Below are 15,995 nucleotides of genomic sequence, written 5' to 3'. Positions count from 1 at the left end.
TCAGCGAGCCGGTGGGGGCGACAGTGGCGTCTGTTCCGACTCGCCATTGAGCTTGGCCGTGATCTGGTCGTTGTCGCGGTCGATCGCCGTGCGTTCGATCGGCCAGCGCATCACTTGGCCCGGCAGCACGTAGCCCAGCAGCCCGGGATGGACAATGCGCGGGCGCGCGGCGCTGCCCAGCGCAAGATCGGCGATCTGTGCGTAGCTGTCGCCCGTATTGGCGACTTCCACGCCATTGCGGCCGTCCGCCAGTTTCACCAGGTGCGCCTGCAGCCGTGGGGCCAGGCGGCCGGCCGAAGGCTGCACGAACACCGGGATCGAATAGCGCAGCACGAACTGCATGCCCTCGGCACGGGTGGCCAGGTCGGGTACCTCGTCCACGATCAGCCGGTAGTGCCGCTGTGCAGGCGGTGGCTCGCTGTCCGGACGCATCACCCGCACCAGCTGCTGCTGGCCGGCGGCCAGTTCCTGCATCGGCGGCGTGCCATCACTTCATCGGTGGGCAGCAGCTGTTCCTGGCCGTCCTGCTGCACCCAGCGGAACACGCGCACCTGCAGCGTCACCGGTGAGGTGCCGCTGTTGGTCAGCCACAGCTCGCCGGCACGCTGGCGGGCTTCCAGCTGCAGGCTGGTCGGGGCGACCTGCAGGCTGGTGGCGCCGGCACCGGCGGGGGCCAGCAGGTACAGGGCGAGCAGCGCCACGCCGGTGGCGCGCCACGGGCGGGGTCCGGCCATGCGGGCGTGCTCCATCAATAGGTGATCGTGGCGGTAACCGTATCCAGGTAGTTACCGGTGGCCGGGTTGTTGGTGCTCAGGTTCAGGATCTGGCCATAGACGATGTAGGGCACGGCCAGGCCAGTGCCGATGCCGGCCTGGGTATTGGTGCCGGTTGTGGCGCCCCAGACCAGGGTATGTGCGGCATCCTGGTAGAGCTGGTAGCCGACATAGTTGTTGGCGGTCACCGCGGCATTGGTGTTCTTCATGCGCCGGGTGGTGACGTCGTTGGCGGTGCCGGCGTTGGCGCCCGCGTTCAGCGCAATCGTGTAGGGCGTCAGTGCCGAGCACTGCGCGGTCACCGTACCCTGGCCCAGGGTGGGCGTGGCGGTGGTCGAGGCCGCCGTGCCGAAGTCGACGTTGGTGGCGGCCGCCGCCGTGATGGTGCAGGCCTTGGTGACCACCAGGGTGACGTTGAAGGTGGTGGTGTCGGCGGCCAACGCCGGGCTGGAAAGCAGCAGCCCGGCCATGACCCATGTCAGCGGGGATCGAACTGGGGATCGCATGGACAACCTCCCTGACCCGAAGGTCCGTTGAACAAGGCGAAGACGGCACGTTCGGCGCCGCTTTGACGACAGTGGGTCCAGCTTAGGAGGCGTAAGTGTCTGTAATCCGTGATAAATAGGCAGGCGCAAGAGTGGAGGCCATCACGCTTTCACTTTCCTTGCCGGAATCGTGCATGGCCCGGATCGCCAGTTGGGCGGCGTTCGTTCAGATTGCGGCCGGATCGGCGATAATGGGTGCCATGAGCGTGAATCTGAAAACCCCGCAGGAAATCGAGATGATGCGCATCGCCGGCCGCCTGGCCAGCGAAGTGCTCGACATCGTCACCCCCCACGTCAAGCCCGGTGTCACCACCGAGGAACTGGACCGCATCTGCCACGACCACATCGTGAACGTGCAGGGTGCCATTCCGGCCAATGTCGGCTACCGCGGCTTCCCGAAGACCGTGTGCACCTCGGTCAACAATGTCATCTGCCACGGCATCCCCAGTGAAGGGAAGGTGCTCAAGGATGGCGACATCATCAATATCGACGTCACCGTCATCAAGGACGGCTGGCACGGCGACACCAGCCGCATGTACTTCGTCGGCACCCCGTCGGTGATGGCCCGCCGCCTGGTGGAAACCACTTACGAAGCGATGTGGCGCGGCATCCGTGCGGTGCGTCCGGGCGCCACCCTGGGCGACATCGGCCATGCCATCCAGAGCTACGCCGAAGGCGAGCGTTTCAGCGTGGTGCGCGAGTACTGCGGCCACGGCATCGGCAAGGTCTACCACGACGAGCCGCAGGTGGTGCATTACGGCCGCCCGGGCCAGGGCCTGGTGCTGCAGCCCGGCATGACCTTCACCATCGAGCCGATGATCAACGAGGGCACCCGCTACAACAAGGTGCTGCCGGATGGCTGGACCGTGGTGACCAAGGACCGCAAGCTGTCGGCGCAGTGGGAGCACATGATCGCGGTCACCGAGACCGGCGTGGACGTGCTGACCCTGTCGCCAGGCGAGTCGCAGGTTTCCTGAAGATGCTGCCGGCGAGTTCGCTGCTGGACACGCCGGCCGCGTCGCTCAACGACCCGGATTGGGCTGCTGCCGCGCGCCAGGCGCTGCAGCAGGCCGACGCGCGCCTGTACCGCCGCTTCGACCAGGGCGACAACATCGAGCGCCTGCTGGCGTTGCGCGCGCGCGCTGCCGACCATCTGATCCGCCTGGCCTGGCAGCGCTGCCTGCCGGCCGACAGCGGCCTGTCGCTGTTCGCGGTCGGCGGCTATGGCCGCGGTGAACTGTTCCCGCGTTCGGACATCGACCTGCTGGTGTTCGGCGATCCGCCGGCACAACTGGCGCACGAGGCGGCATTGGCGCGCCTGTTCGCGCTACTGTGGGACTGCGGATTGGCTGTCAGCCATGCGGTGCGTTCTGCATTGCAGTGCCGGGAGGCGGCGGCTGACCAGACCGTGCTGACCGCGCTGATCGAGGCGCGCCCGATCCTGGCCGATGATGCTGCGCGCCGCGCGCTGCGCGAGGCGATCGACGACCGCGAACTGTGGCCGGCACGCGCCTTCTTCCTGGCCAAGCTGGAAGAGCTGCGCAACCGCCACCAGCGCTTCGGCGATACCGCCGACAACCTGGAGCCGGACCTGAAGGATGGCCCCGGTGGCCTGCGTGATCTCAATACGCTGGGCTGGATGGCGTTGCGTGCCTTCGGCGTGCGCGACCTGGAGGCCCTGGTCGGGCTCGGCCACCTGGGCGCCGACGAAGCCGCGGCGTTGAAGCGCGAACGTGCAGTGCTGGCGCGGTTGCGCTTCGGCCTGCACCTGGTCGCGCGCCGTCCGGAAGAGCGCCTGCGTTTCGATTACCAGAAGACCCTGGCCGCGCGGCTGGGCTTCGAAGACGATGCCGAGAACCTCGGCGTCGAGAAGATGATGCAGGGCTTCTACCGCGCCGCGCTGGTGGTGCGCCGGATCAGCGACCGGCTGCTGCAGCGCTTCGAGGAACAGTTCGACGGCGAGGCCCAGCCGGAGCCGCTGACCGTGGGTTTTTCCCTGCGCCGTGGTTACCTGGCCGCCAACGAGGCCGACTGGCCGCGCGGCGACATCGGCCAGGTGTTCGCCCTGTTTTCCAGCTGGGCCAACAACCCGCAGGTACGCGGCCTGCATTCGCTCACTGCGCGTGCACTGGCCGAGTCGCTGCCGCTGCTGCCGGCCTATGACCAGGCCGATGCCGATGCACGCGAGCAGTTCCTGACCCTGCTGCGCGGCCAGCGTCCGGTCGATACGCTTTCGCGCATGGCGCGGCTGGGCGTGCTTGGCCAGTGGATTCCCGCGTTTGCCCAGGTCAGCGGGCGCATGCAGTTCGACCTGTTCCATGTCTATACGGTCGACCAGCACACGCTGATGGTCCTGCGCAACATCGGCCAGTTCGCCAGCAGCCGCGCCGACGAGCGCTTCTCGATCGCGCACGAAGTGTGGCCGCGCCTGCGCAAGCCGGAACTGCTGCTGCTGGCCGGCCTGTTCCATGACATCGCCAAGGGGCGCGGCGGCGACCACTCGGAGCTGGGTGCGGTGGACGCGCGCGCGTTCTGCCAGGCGCATGCGCTCAGTGGCACCGATACCGAGCTGGTGGCATGGCTGGTCGAACAGCACCTGCGCATGTCGGTGACCGCGCAGAAGCAGGACATCGCCGATCCGGTGGTGATCCATCGCTTCGCCACCCTGGTCGGCAGCCGCGACCGCCTGGATTACCTGTACCTGCTGACCTGTGCCGACATCGCCGGCACCAGCCCGAAACTGTGGAATGCCTGGAAGGACCGCCTGCTGGCCGATCTGTACTTTGCCACCCGGCGCGCGCTGCGCGAGGGGCTGGAGCACCCGGTACCGGCCGCCGAGCGCGTGGCCGAGGCACGTGACAGCGTGCGCGCACTGGTGCGCGAGCAGGGTTACGACGATGCCACCATCGACCGCCAGTTCGCGGTGATGCCGGATGAGGGCTTCATCCGCCTGCGCCCCGAGCAGCTGGCCTGGCAGGCCGCCGCACTGGTGCCGGTGAAGCAGGGCCAGGCGCTGGTGAAGGTGCGGCGGATCAGCGTCGACGACCCGGCGCTGGAAGTGTTCGTGCACTCGCCCGACCGTGATGGCCTGTTTGCCGCGATCGTGATGACCCTGGACCGCAAGGGCTACGGCATCCATCGCGCGCGCGTGCTGGACGGTCCGGCCGACACCATCTTCGATACCTTCGAAGTGAACCCGGCCGACACCTTTGCCGATGGCAGCAGTGCCAACCTGGAAGCGGCGCTGCGCGAGGCACTCAGCGGTGACCTGTCGCGCCTGCGGCCGTCGCGCCGGGTGGTACCGCGGCAGCTGCGGCACTTCCGCTTCGCCCCGCGCATCGAGTTCCGCGATGAACCGGGCGCAACCCGATTTGCCCTGGTCGCACCCGACCGTCCCGGCCTGCTGGCCGATGTGGCGTTCGTGCTGCGCAACCAGGGCCTGCGCGTGCATGATGCGCGCATTGCCACGTTCGGCGAACGCGCCGAAGACACCTTCGTGATCAGTGACGAACACGACCTCCCCCTGACTGAACCTGCCCGGCAGCAGCTGCATGACGCGATGCTGGCCTGCCTGGACCCTGATCGAAACGCCGGAGACCCCGCCTGATGGCCACCAAGCCCGCCAAGAAGACCGCCGCGACCCCCAAGAGCGCAGCGGCCCGGAAACCCGCTGCTGCCGCACCGGCCGCGAAGAAGACCCCTGCGCCGAAGAAGGCCGCTGCGGTGAAGGCCCCGGCGAAGAAAACGGCTGCAGTGAAGCGTGCTGTGAAGAAGCCGGCCCCGGCCAGGAGCGCCGAAGCCGTCCGCGCCGAAACCATCGCCCGCAAGTCGCTGCGCAAGCCGTCGGCACCAGGCGTGGAAGAACTCAAGTTCGGCATCGAGAGCGCCTTCGAGCGCCGCGCCACCTTGACCCTGCACGAGCTGGAAGGGTCGACCAAGCCGCTGGTCAACCGCGTGATCGACGGCCTGGAGAGCGGTGAGTTCCGCGTCGCCGAGCCGGACGGCCAGGGCGGCTGGAAGGTCAATGAGTGGCTGAAGAAAGCCGTGCTGCTGTATTTCCGCGTCAACGACATGGCGGTGGTCGATGCACGCCCGGCGCCGTTCTGGGACAAGGTCGAATCGCGCTTCGCCGGCTATGACGAAGCGAAGTTCCGCCGTGGTGGCGTGCGCGTGGTGCCGGGCGCGATCGCCCGCCGCGGTACCTACTTCGGCAAGGACGTGGTGCTGATGCCGAGCTTCACCAACATCGGCGCCCATGTCGGCGAAGGCACCATGGTCGACACCTGGGCCACCGTCGGTTCCTGCGCGCAGATCGGCCAGCACTGCCATCTGTCCGGCGGCGCCGGCATCGGTGGCGTGCTGGAGCCGCTGCAGGCCAGCCCGACCATCATCGAGGACCACTGCTTCATCGGTGCGCGTTCGGAAGTGGTGGAAGGCGTGGTGGTCGGCCACCACAGCGTGATCGGCATGGGCGTGTTCCTCAGCCAGAGCACCCGCATCTACAACCGTGCCACCGGCGAGGTCACCTACGGCTACATTCCGCCGTACAGCGTGGTGGTGTCCGGCTCGCTGCCGAGCAAGGACGGTACCCATTCGCTGTATTGCGCGGTGATCGTCAAGCAGGTTGATGCCAAGACCCGCAGCAAGACCAGCGTCAACGACCTGCTGCGCGGCCTGGCTGACTGAAGATGACGGCGCCGGAGGATCTGGCGCAGTCCGCGATCTACCAGCATCCGTCCGACACCCTGTTCGGGCGGATGCTGCCGCGCCTGCTGCACGCTCCACGCTGGACCAGGCTGCGCCGCGCGCTGTCGCGGCGCTGGCCGATGCCGGCGCTGCTAAGCGATGTGCGCGACGTGGTCTACGTGAGCTGGTGGGTCGACGTACGCCAAGCGCCGATGCCACCACCAGGCCATCACTACGTGGTCCATGCCGGACGCACGCCCTACACCATCCTCAGCTACCGGCACGGCCACTTCGGGCCCGCGCTGGCCGGGCCGCTGCGCTCGCTGATGCCGTCTCCCCGGCAGAGCAACTGGCGCTGGTACCTGCGTCGTGACGACGATCGGGATGGGACGCCAGTGGTGCTGTTTGATCGCAACGTGATGGACCAGCTGGCCTTCGTCGCCGGCGCGCGCGCTTTCAGCGATGCCATGCAGCCGCATCTGTCGGTGCGCTTCGCGCACGTGGTGCGCGCCGATGGCGGTGGGTACACCCTGATCGAGGGCGGGCAGGGCAGTGCGCCGGCGCTGCACCTGCAGTGGCAGGGCGCTGCGGGCTGGGACGATGCCGGGTGGGCGGCGGCCTTCGGCGGCCACCAGGCCCTGCTGCGCTTGCTGACCTGCCAGGACGAGGCCATCGCCCGCACCTGCGACCAGCGCTGGGCCAGCACCCGCATTGCCCTGCCGGTGGACATCGCGCAGCTGCAACCGCTGCAGCTGGAAGGCGAACAGCAGTGCCCGCGTCTGCAGGCGATGGGCGTGGCGCTGCACGAGGGGCTGGCCTTCCAGCTGCCAAGGGTACCTTTCCGGGTCGTGTCCGAGCGCCTGTTGTGAGATTCTGGCCCTCTGTTTTCCAGCATCACAGATGGCCATGAGCACCACTGTCTACGGTTTGAAGAACTGCGATACCTGCAAGAAGGCGACCAGGTGGCTGGACCGCTTCGGCGTGCCGTACACCTTCGTCGACTACCGCGACAACAAACCCAGCCCGGAAATGCTGTTGGCGTGGGCCGCGCAGCTGGGTGGCCTGGCCGCGATGGTCAACAGGTCCTCCACCACCTGGCGGCAGCTGCCGGACAACCGCAAGGCCGCCGATTCCGAGGCCGAATGGAAGCTGCTGCTGCGCGAGTACCCGCAGCTGATCAAGCGCCCGCTGGTGGTCACGGCCGATGGCACGGTCAGCCAGGGCTTCAGCGACAACGGCTTCAAGGCCCGCTTCGGCGTGGGTGACGCATGAGCGCGGTGCTCGACCTGACCTGCGAGCTGATCGCGCGGCCCTCGGTGACGCCCGATGATGCCGGTTGCCAGGCGCTGCTGGCGGCACGCCTGAAGCAGGCCGGGTTCCAGTGCGATCACCTGCGGCTGGGTGAGGTCGACAACCTGTGGGCGACCCACGGCCAGGGCGCGCCGGTACTGGTGCTGCTGGGCCATACCGACGTGGTGCCGACGGGCCCTCGCGAGGCCTGGGCCAGCGATCCGTTCAGCCCGCAGATCCGCGATGGCGTGCTGTATGGCCGTGGCGCCGCCGACATGAAGGGCAGCGTGGCGGCGTTCGTGGTGGCCGCCGAGCAGTTCGTTGCCGCGCATCCTGATCATCCCGGCACGCTGGCGGTGCTGCTGACCAGCGACGAGGAAGGCGACGCCATCGATGGCGTGCGCCACGTCGCACGCCTGTTCGCCGAACGCGGCCAGCGCATCGACTGGTGCATCACCGGCGAGCCGTCCTCGACTGCGACGCTGGGTGACCTGCTGCGCGTGGGGCGTCGCGGCAGCCTGTCGGCCAAGCTGCGCGTGCAGGGCGTGCAGGGCCACGTGGCGTATCCGGAGAAGGCACGCAACCCGATCCACCAGGCGGCGCCGGCCCTGGCCGAGCTGAGTGCGCGGCGCTGGGATGACGGCTACGAAAGTTTCCCGCCGACCAGCCTGCAGGTCTCCAACATCCATGCCGGTACCGGTGCCAACAACGTGATTCCCGGCGAGCTCGAGGTGGATTTCAACATCCGCTACAACCCGCACTGGGACGCACCGAAGCTGGAAGCGGAGATCACCGCGCTGCTGGAACGGCATGGCCTGCAGTACACGCTGAAGTGGCACCGCAGCGGCGAGCCGTTCTACACCCCGGAGGGCACGCTGCGCGCCACCGCGCGTGCGGTGCTGGCCGAGCACATCGGCCGTGCACCGGAAGAAAGCACCGGCGGCGGCACCTCCGATGCCCGCTTCATCGCGCCCTTGGGCGCGCAGTGCATCGAAGTGGGGCCGGTCAACGCCAGCATCCACCAGGTGGACGAGAACGTGCGCGTGGCCGATCTGGAGGCATTGCCGGGGCTGTACCAGCGGCTGGTGGAGCGGCTGCTGGCGTGAACCTGCGACGCTGGGTGCCGACCGTTGGTCGGCACGCCTTTCGCCGGCATTGCTTTCCTGTAGGGCCGAGCCATGCTCGGCTGCTTCTGCAGGGAATGCCCAGCCGAGCGTGGCTCGGCTCTACTCAGAAAAAATGAAGAACGGCGGCTCGACCGCTTTTTCCCAGTAGCTCGGCGCTGCCATGTAGAAGCGCTGCGCCTCGGCCCGGGCGAACCAGCGTGCGGCTGCGTCGGTGTCCTTCTCCACGCCCGGTGCACCGCGGCCCAGCAGCAGTCCGGCGAAGTACTGGCCGAACACATTGCCCTTCTCGCCGGCACGTTGGTACAGCTGCAGTGCACGTGCGGGATCGCGCGGCAGTCCCATGCCCTTTTCCAGCAGCGCGCCCAGGTCTACCTGCGCTTCGGCATCGCCACGCTCGGCGCGGCGCTGGATCTGCGCAACCAGTGGATGCACGGTGCCATCCTGTGCGGCCACCGCATCCGGTAGCCGTGACGATGAACTCGGGTAGCGCTCGTAGATCATTCCGCGCAGGTCCCAGCGCAGCGCCTGTTGCGCGTCGCCTCGCTGACGATAGGCCTTGGCGAGTTCGTAGAACGCATAGGGATTGCCGTGGTAGGCCGCCGCCAGGTAGGCGCGTTCTCCGCGTCGCCAGGACGCACGCAGCACCGGCGCCGGATTGATGTGGGGGCTGTCGGCATGCCGCAGCGTGCCGGAGATCCAGATCCTGCCCAGTGCTTCTTCCGCCTTGGTGTTGTGGAAGGTCCAGGGTGTGACCGCGGCGGCGCGCTCGTAGTAGGCGATGGCGCGCGGATCGTTGAAGCGTTCGAAGGTTTCCGCGGTATCGAAGGCACCCTTGAAGCTGCCGTCGGTGCCGCGTTGTTCCAGGCCCTGCAGCTGGGCCGGCGGCAGGGGCGAGGGTGGGGCCAGGGTCTGGCAGGCGGCCAGGCCCAGGCAGAACAGGGCGGCCAGCGCCGCGTTGCGTCCAGTGCGGTGTTGCATTTCCATTACACGTTTCACGGCCGGCCATTATGCGCGCCGGGGAGTGGTTGCCAACGCAACGGTTGCACCATGCCGGAAACCGGGGTAGGGTCAATGCCATGTCGATCCGCCTGGCCACCGCCGTCAATAACAACAACCGCAATAATCTGCGCGCGAATAATCGTGCGCGGCCGATGCGGGACTGCGCCCTGGGTAGATAGACAGCAACACACGCCCGGACACCAGAAAACCCGCATCGGTCGATGCGGGTTTTTTTGTGCCCGGGCGTAGTCCCACCCGGGCCTGGATGGCCGGTCGAACACCCTCCCACCCGTGAAATCCCCAACAGGAGCTCCCCCATGTGTTCGATCTTCGGAATCTTCGGCCTGCAGGCCGGTGACGATCTTCCCGCCCTGCGCCGGCACGCGCTGGAACTGTCGCAACGCCAGCGCCACCGTGGCCCGGACTGGAGCGGCGTGTACCTCGACGAAGGTGCGCTGCTGGTCCATGAACGGCTGGCCATCGTCGATCCGGCCGGTGGTTCGCAGCCGCTGCTGTCGGCCGATGGCCAGCTGGCGCTGGCGGTGAACGGCGAGATCTACAACCACCAGGCGTTGAAGGCGGCGCTGACCACCACCTACGACTTCCAGACCGGCTCGGACTGCGAGGTGATCAACGCGCTCTACCGCCAGGGCGGCGCGCCGGCGCAGTGGCTGGAACAGCTCAACGGCATCTTCGCCTTCGCGCTGTGGGACCGTGACAGTGGACGCGTGCTGGTGGCGCGCGACCCGGTGGGCGTGGTGCCGCTGTACTGGGGCCACGATGCCCAGGGGCGCTTGCGCGTGGCCTCGGAAATGAAGGCGCTGGTCGATACCTGTGCCGATGTCGCGCAGTTCCCGCCGGGCCACTATTTCGACAGTGCCAGCGGTGAGCTGGTGCGCTACTACCAGCAACCGTGGCGCGACTACGCCGACGTGCAGGGCCGCCAGGCCGATCTGGCTGAACTGCGCCAGGCGTTCGAGCATGCGGTGGAGCGCCAGCTGATGAGCGATGTGCCTTATGGCGTGCTGCTGTCCGGTGGCCTGGACTCGTCGCTGGTGGCGGCGGTGGCCGCGCGCTATGCACGTCGTCGCATCGAGGATGGGGGACAGACCGAAGCCTGGTGGCCGCGCCTGCACTCGTTCGCGATCGGCTTGAAGGGCTCGCCCGATCTGGCCGCCGCAGCGATCGCCGCCGAAGCGCTGGGCACCGTGCATCACGGTTTCGAGTACACGTTCGAGGAAGGCCTCGATGCGCTGCCGGAGGTGATCCGCCACATCGAGACCTACGACGTCACCACCATCCGCGCATCGACGCCGATGTTCCTGCTGGCGCGGCGGATCAAGGCGATGGGCGTGAAAATGGTGCTCTCCGGCGAGGGCAGCGACGAGATCTTCGGTGGCTACCTGTACTTCCACAAGGCACCGGATGCGCGTGAATTCCACGACGAGCTGGTACGCAAGCTCGACGCCCTGCACAACTACGACTGCCTGCGCGCCAACAAGTCGATGATGGCCTGGGGCGTGGAGCCGCGCGTGCCGTTCCTCGACCGTGAGTTCCTCGATGTGGCGATGCGCTTCGATGCCGCACACAAGATGGTCGGTGCCGGTTTTGGCGGCCGCCGTATCGAGAAGGCCGTGTTGCGCGAGGCGTTCGACGGCTACCTGCCGGACAGCATCCTGTGGCGGCAGAAGGAACAGTTCAGCGATGGCGTGGGCTATGGCTGGATCGATGGGCTGAAGGCACATGCCGAGGCGCAGGTGAGCGACCGTGTACTGGCGGCCGCCGACAAGCGCTTCCCGCACAACCCGCCGCAGACCAAGGAGGCGTACTACTACCGCCACCTGTTCGAGCAGTTCTTCCCGAGCCGGGCAGCGGCCGAGACCGTGCCGGGAGGCAAGTCGATCGCCTGTTCGTCGCCCGCGGCCATCGCCTGGGACGCCAGCTTCGCCGCGGCGGCAGATCCCTCCGGTCGCGCGATCGCCGGCGTGCACGAGCAGGCACTGGCCTAAGCACCCCAAAAAGGGGACGGAGGGGATTAAGTCGTTTGTGCCATTAACGCCTTAATCCCCTCCGTCCCCTTTTTGTATGATCGCCCCCTGCACATTGGGGAATGTTCATGGACGTACAGGCAGGCGGCAACGCGCCGCCCACGAAATGGGGATGGCGCTACCTGGCGTGGGCCGGGGTTCCGTTGCTGGCTGGCGTGCTGCTGGCGCGGTATGCCGGGCCGGCGGCGCCCGAGGCGGTTGCCCGTGCCTCCGTCGCCGCCGAAGGCGGCTGGGTGCAGCATCTGGCGTCTCCGCTGGGCCTGTTCCTGCTGCAGCTGCTGGTACTGCTGCTGGTGGCCAAGGGCGCGGGGGCGCTGCTCAAGCGCATGGGACAGCCGGCGGTGATCGGCGAAATGGCCGCTGGCCTGATGATGGGGCCGCTGGTGCTTGGCAGCCTGCTGCCGCAGCTGCATGGTGCGCTGTTCCCGGCCAGTTCGCTGGGCCCGCTGGGCATGCTCAGCCAGCTGGGCGTGCTGATGTTCCTGCTGGTGGCCGGTGCCGAGCTGGACCTGGCAGCACTGCGTGGACGCCGGCGTTTCGCCTTTACCGTCAGCCATGCCGGCATCGCGGTGCCGTTCGTGCTCGGCGTCGCCCTGGCCATCTGGCTGTATCCGCAGCATGGCCCACAGGGGGTGGGCTTCACGGCATTCGCACTGTTCGTCGGCATTTCGATGAGCATCACCGCCTTCCCCGTGTTGCTGCGCATCCTTGCCGATCGCGGCATCACGCAGACGCCGCTGGGTCAGACCGCCATCGCCTGCGCTGCCTTGGGCGATGCCACCGCGTGGTGCCTGCTGGCGCTGATCGTGGCTGCCGCCCAGGCCAGCGGCTGGTTGCCGGCCAGCCTCAACCTGGTGTGCGTGGTCGCGTTCGTGGCGCTGATGCTGGGGCTGGTGAAGCCGTGGTTCGCGCGCCGGCAGATTGCGCCGGGCCGTGAGGGGCGCTGGCTGCTCGGCATCCTGCTGCTGTCGCTGGGCAGTGCGCTGGTCACCGAGATGCTGGGCATCCACGCGCTGTTCGGCGCGTTCGCTGCGGGTGTCGCGGTATCGTCCAACGCGCAGCTGCGTGACCTGCTGATGGCCCGTGTCGAGCCGTTCGCGGTCACGCTGCTGCTGCCGTTGTTCTTCGCCATGACCGGGCTGCGCATGCGCGCCGATGCGCTGCAGGCCAGCGACATCGTGCTGTGCGTGGTGGTGATCGCGGTGGCCACGACGGGCAAGCTGCTGGGCACCTTCAGTGCCGCGCGCAGTGCCGGCATGCCCACGCGCGAAGCGTGGCGGCTGGGCGCGCTGATGAACACCCGCGGCCTGATGGAGCTGATCGTGCTCAACCTGGGGTATGAGCTGGGCCTGCTCGGTGACCGCCTGTTCGCGGTGCTGGTGATCATGGCGCTGGTGACCACGGCGATGACCGGGCCGCTGCTGAACCTGATCGAACGGCGCAGGGCCTGAACGTTGAACGGTAGTGCCGGCCGCTGGCCGGCAACCTGGTGATGCTGGACACACCTGCATGGATGCCGGCCAACGGCCGGCACTACCGCGCTGGCACCAGTGTCATCACGTGCTGCGTCTTGCCCGGCAGGAACGGTGTCGGGCGCCCATGCACCCAGTCCTCGTGGCCGGCACCCCAGTACGGTGACAGCGGATGGCCGCTCTGGCCGCCGGGCATGTGCACGATGCCGTCGGCCTCGTGGCCGGGCGAGACAACCATGCGCTCGGAGGCGCCGAAGTTCGGCGTCTGCACGCGCGGCATGTCCCGGTCGCCGGGCAGGCGGTCGGCGGGCATGCACAGCCAGCGCTTGGCGATGTCCGGCAGCGCCCGTGCGATGGGGTGGCAGATCGCCGCGGTATTGCGTTCACCCCAGCTGCGCTTGGCCAGCGGCCCCTGCTTGGCCAGCTCACCCTCGGTACGGCGGGCGGCGTCGATCAGCAGCGCATCCCAGCTGTCGAAGGCCGGTGGCAGCAGGTTGGCCGGGCGCTGTTCCAGCATCGGCCAGGCCACGCCTTCCAGCTGTGCCAGGCGTGGGTCCAGGTAGGCATCGCCCAGCTGCGCGTTGGCCGGGGCCAGCAGTGCATCGGACAGCGTGGCCATGACCTGCGTGCGGAATTCACGCACCACCCGGTAGCTGACCGAACTGGCCGAGGCGCGCCCGCCCCATTGATGGCTGGCCTCCTTCAAACGCTTCAGCGCAGGGTCGTCACTGCGTTCGATGACGTCGTGCAGCAGAGCCCACCAGCGCTGCAGGAACACCGCGCGGTCGTCGAGCTGGATCGCCAGCAGGTCGTGCTCGTCGAAGCGCTCCTGGATCGCCAGCAGGTCGCGGATCTGCCGCGCCCGCGCACCCAGGTCATAGCCGCCGTTGCCGACGCTGGCGAGTGCCTCGCCGTCGAGGACGCGTCCATTGGCGGTCCACAGGCGATGGTTGGGGGGATCGATCAATGCCGGCGAGGCATCGCTGCGGATCGGCCACGGCGCGCAGCCCTGGTTGCTGGCGGCATTGAAGCCGGCCGGTGCACAGCCGGGGCCGCGGTCCGGGCGAGCGCCGATCAGGCGCCAGGCAATGCGCCCGCTGCGATCACCGACCACCAGGTTCTGTGCGGGGATGCCGGCACGGTCGGCGAAGTGCAGTGCACCGTCGAGGTCACCGGCGCGGGCCAGGTCAGCGAAATCCAGGCGTACGGCACCGGGCAGGTGTGCGACCCAGCGCAGGGCGTCGCCACTGCCATCGGCATGGGTATGCAGGATCGGCCCCCAGTCGGTTTCGCGCACCGCGAACAGCACGTCGGCCTGGCCGGCCACGGCGATGCGCTCTTCGTGCACGGTCACGGCGGCGTTGGCCGGTTCCGTGCGATAGTCCGCCGTGTCGATGTAGCTGTTGGTGAAGCCCCAGGCGACGTGCCCGTTGCTGCCGACGATCACCGCCGGCAGGCCCGGCAGGGAGAAGCCGGTGACATCGACCTGGCCGCCGGCGGCCTGCGGGTCGGGGTAGCGCAGGCGCACGCGGAACCACAAGCCGGGTGCACGCAGGCCCAGATGCATGTCGTCGGCAACGATGGCGCGGCCGTCGGCGGTAAGCGCGCCGGCCACCGCGAAGTTGTTGCTGCCGATGACGTCGCCCTCTTCCTGCTCAGTGCCCGTTTTTCCCTTCAATGTGCGCAGGTCCAGCTGGCTGGCATCGGGCAGGGCGGCGTTGCCGGTGGGGTCGCCAAACAGCGGCGCATCCCATTCGGTGCCGTCGTGGGCGATCAGTGCGTACAGCGCCGGCGGCACCACTGCGCGGATGCGGCTGAGCGCAAGCTCGGTCTGGTTGCCGGGGTCCTGCAGGTCGGCATACATGGCCAGCCCGGTCAGCACGCTGTCGCTGGCCTGCCACGGTTGTGGTGATTGCCGCAGCAGCAGGTAGGCCCACGGGCGCACGGAGAGATCGGCCAGGCCTTCGTTGACGCCATCCACGTAGGCGCGCACGGCCGTGCCGTTGTCGCCCAGTGCGGCCTGCAGATTCGCCTCGGTGCGTGCACGTAGCCGGTGCACGCGCATGCGCTTGTCGGCGTCGATGGCCTTCGGCCCGAACAGCGCCGACAGCTCGCCAGCGGCACTGCGGCGCATCAGGTCCATCTCGAAATAACGTTCCTGCGCGTGTACGCGGCCGAGCGCACGCATCGCGTCGGCCTGGCTGCCGGCAGTGATGGTGACCACGCCCAGCCCATCGCGCTCGATGGTGACCGGCTTGGCCAGCCCCGGCAGCGCATGCTCGCCGTCCAGGTCGGCCAGGCTGCCGCGCAGCAGCAGCCACAGCACCAGTGCGGTGACCAGCACGATGGCGATCAACACGCCCAGCACCCAACGCCATGTACGTCGCATCGCACGTCCTTTCCGAACTCGTGGGCCGATTGTAGCCGCAGGCGCAACTGCGACTGATTCCGATTAGATCACCGTATTTTGAAATGCGGCACCCTATGCCGCATCGATTCACAGGAGCCCCCCATGAAAGGCAACCCGGACGTCATCGCCTGCCTGAAGGAACTGCTGCGCGGCGAGCTTGCTGCGCGCGACCAGTACTTCATCCATTCCCGCCGCTACGAGGACCAGGGCCTGTTCGCGCTGTACGAGCGCCTGAACCACGAGATGGAAGAGGAAACCCAGCATGCCGATGCGCTGCTGCGCCGGATCCTGTTCCTGGGTGGCGACCCGGACATGCGCCCGCATGCCACCGAGCCGGGCAAGACCGTGGAGGAGATGCTGCAGAAGGATCTCGATACTGAATACGCCGTTCGGAACAATCTCGCCGCCGGCATGAAGCTGTGCGAGGAGAAGGGCGATTACGTGAGCCGCGACATCCTGCTGGCGCAGCTGAAGGACACCGAGGAAGACCACGCCTGGTGGCTGGAGCAGCAGCTGGGCCTCATCAAGCGCATCGGCCTGGAGCTGTACCAGCTGAGCAAGATCGACGGCAACGGCGCCCCGGCGCACTGAGCGGGCATCGTTTTTTGTAGAGCCGAGCCAATGCTCGGCTGCCTTCCGGTAGAG

Annotated in this window: 12 protein-coding genes and 1 pseudogene; 9 read left to right on the top strand and 4 right to left on the bottom strand. The window is 68.0% G+C overall.

The features are described from left to right. Positions 1–749: pseudogene (locus J3A72_RS17655) on the bottom strand (molecular chaperone). Then, the gene (locus tag J3A72_RS17650; protein WP_032956855.1) at positions 749–1,279 is read right to left on the bottom strand and encodes a spore coat U domain-containing protein; all 531 of its coding nucleotides are present in this window, start codon (positions 1,277–1,279) and stop codon (positions 749–751) included. The pseudogene J3A72_RS17655 and the gene J3A72_RS17650 overlap by 1 nt, the downstream one beginning before the upstream one ends. A 173-nt stretch (positions 1,280–1,452) precedes the next feature. Between J3A72_RS17650 and map the strand changes: the two genes are divergently transcribed. The 6 genes from map to dapE are packed head-to-tail and all read left to right on the top strand — an operon-like array spanning position 1,453 to position 8,400. Beyond that, positions 1,453–2,295 carry a type I methionyl aminopeptidase gene (gene map / locus J3A72_RS17645; protein WP_014646509.1) on the top strand — a complete coding sequence of 281 codons (843 nt, stop codon included), beginning with the start codon at positions 1,453–1,455 and terminating at the stop codon, positions 2,293–2,295. Positions 2,296–2,297: 2 nt separating this feature from the next. Next, positions 2,298–4,925: a [protein-PII] uridylyltransferase gene (locus J3A72_RS17640; RefSeq protein WP_075075665.1), complete on the top strand. Its 2,628-nt coding sequence runs from the start codon at positions 2,298–2,300 to the stop codon at positions 4,923–4,925. Continuing rightward, positions 4,925–6,004, top strand: coding sequence for a 2,3,4,5-tetrahydropyridine-2,6-dicarboxylate N-succinyltransferase (gene dapD, locus J3A72_RS17635; protein WP_014646511.1), 1,080 nt, complete (start codon positions 4,925–4,927; stop codon positions 6,002–6,004). Before J3A72_RS17640 ends, dapD begins: the two co-directional genes overlap by 1 nt. A 2-nt stretch (positions 6,005–6,006) precedes the next feature. Next, on the top strand, positions 6,007–6,873 hold the full coding sequence (locus J3A72_RS17630; protein ID WP_075075666.1) for a hypothetical protein: 867 nt from the start codon (positions 6,007–6,009) through the stop codon (positions 6,871–6,873). A 31-nt stretch (positions 6,874–6,904) separates the two neighbouring features. Next, complete coding sequence (locus J3A72_RS17625) at positions 6,905–7,276, top strand: arsenate reductase (protein ID WP_014646513.1); 372 nt, start codon at positions 6,905–6,907, stop codon at positions 7,274–7,276. Next, complete coding sequence (gene dapE / locus J3A72_RS17620; protein ID WP_049403828.1) at positions 7,273–8,400, top strand: succinyl-diaminopimelate desuccinylase; 1,128 nt, start codon at positions 7,273–7,275, stop codon at positions 8,398–8,400. The genes J3A72_RS17625 and dapE overlap by 4 nt, the downstream gene beginning before the upstream one ends. 120 nt (positions 8,401–8,520) lie before the next feature. Here the strand turns inward: dapE and J3A72_RS17615 are convergent, their stop codons facing one another. Continuing rightward, on the bottom strand, positions 8,521–9,399 hold the full coding sequence (locus tag J3A72_RS17615) for a tetratricopeptide repeat protein (RefSeq protein WP_075075701.1): 879 nt from the start codon (positions 9,397–9,399) through the stop codon (positions 8,521–8,523). A gap of 338 nt (positions 9,400–9,737) precedes the next feature. Here J3A72_RS17615 and asnB point away from each other — a divergent pair, with 338 nt between their 5' ends. Together asnB and J3A72_RS17605 are read left to right on the top strand one after the other, a co-directional pair. Then, a complete protein-coding gene (asnB, locus tag J3A72_RS17610) occupies positions 9,738–11,429 on the top strand; it encodes an asparagine synthase B (RefSeq protein WP_014646516.1) in 1,692 nt (563 codons plus the stop codon). A gap of 101 nt (positions 11,430–11,530) precedes the next feature. Further along, positions 11,531–12,919, top strand: coding sequence for a cation:proton antiporter (locus tag J3A72_RS17605; protein WP_014646517.1), 1,389 nt, complete (start codon positions 11,531–11,533; stop codon positions 12,917–12,919). Positions 12,920–13,001: 82 nt separating this feature from the next. Here J3A72_RS17605 and J3A72_RS17600 read toward each other — a convergent pair whose 3' ends face one another. Then, a complete protein-coding gene (locus tag J3A72_RS17600; protein ID WP_075075667.1) occupies positions 13,002–15,329 on the bottom strand; it encodes a penicillin acylase family protein in 2,328 nt (775 codons plus the stop codon). Positions 15,330–15,452: 123 nt separating this feature from the next. Between J3A72_RS17600 and bfr the strand changes: the two genes are divergently transcribed. Continuing rightward, positions 15,453–15,941 carry a bacterioferritin gene (gene bfr / locus J3A72_RS17595; RefSeq protein WP_005408763.1) on the top strand — a complete coding sequence of 163 codons (489 nt, stop codon included), beginning with the start codon at positions 15,453–15,455 and terminating at the stop codon, positions 15,939–15,941. Positions 15,942–15,995 lie beyond the last annotated feature (54 nt).

The sequence above is a fragment of the Stenotrophomonas sp. PvP093 genome, from assembly GCF_017876915.1.
GTDB lineage: Bacteria > Pseudomonadota > Gammaproteobacteria > Xanthomonadales > Xanthomonadaceae > Stenotrophomonas > Stenotrophomonas muris.
This window is presented reverse-complemented; position numbering and strand designations above follow the sequence as displayed.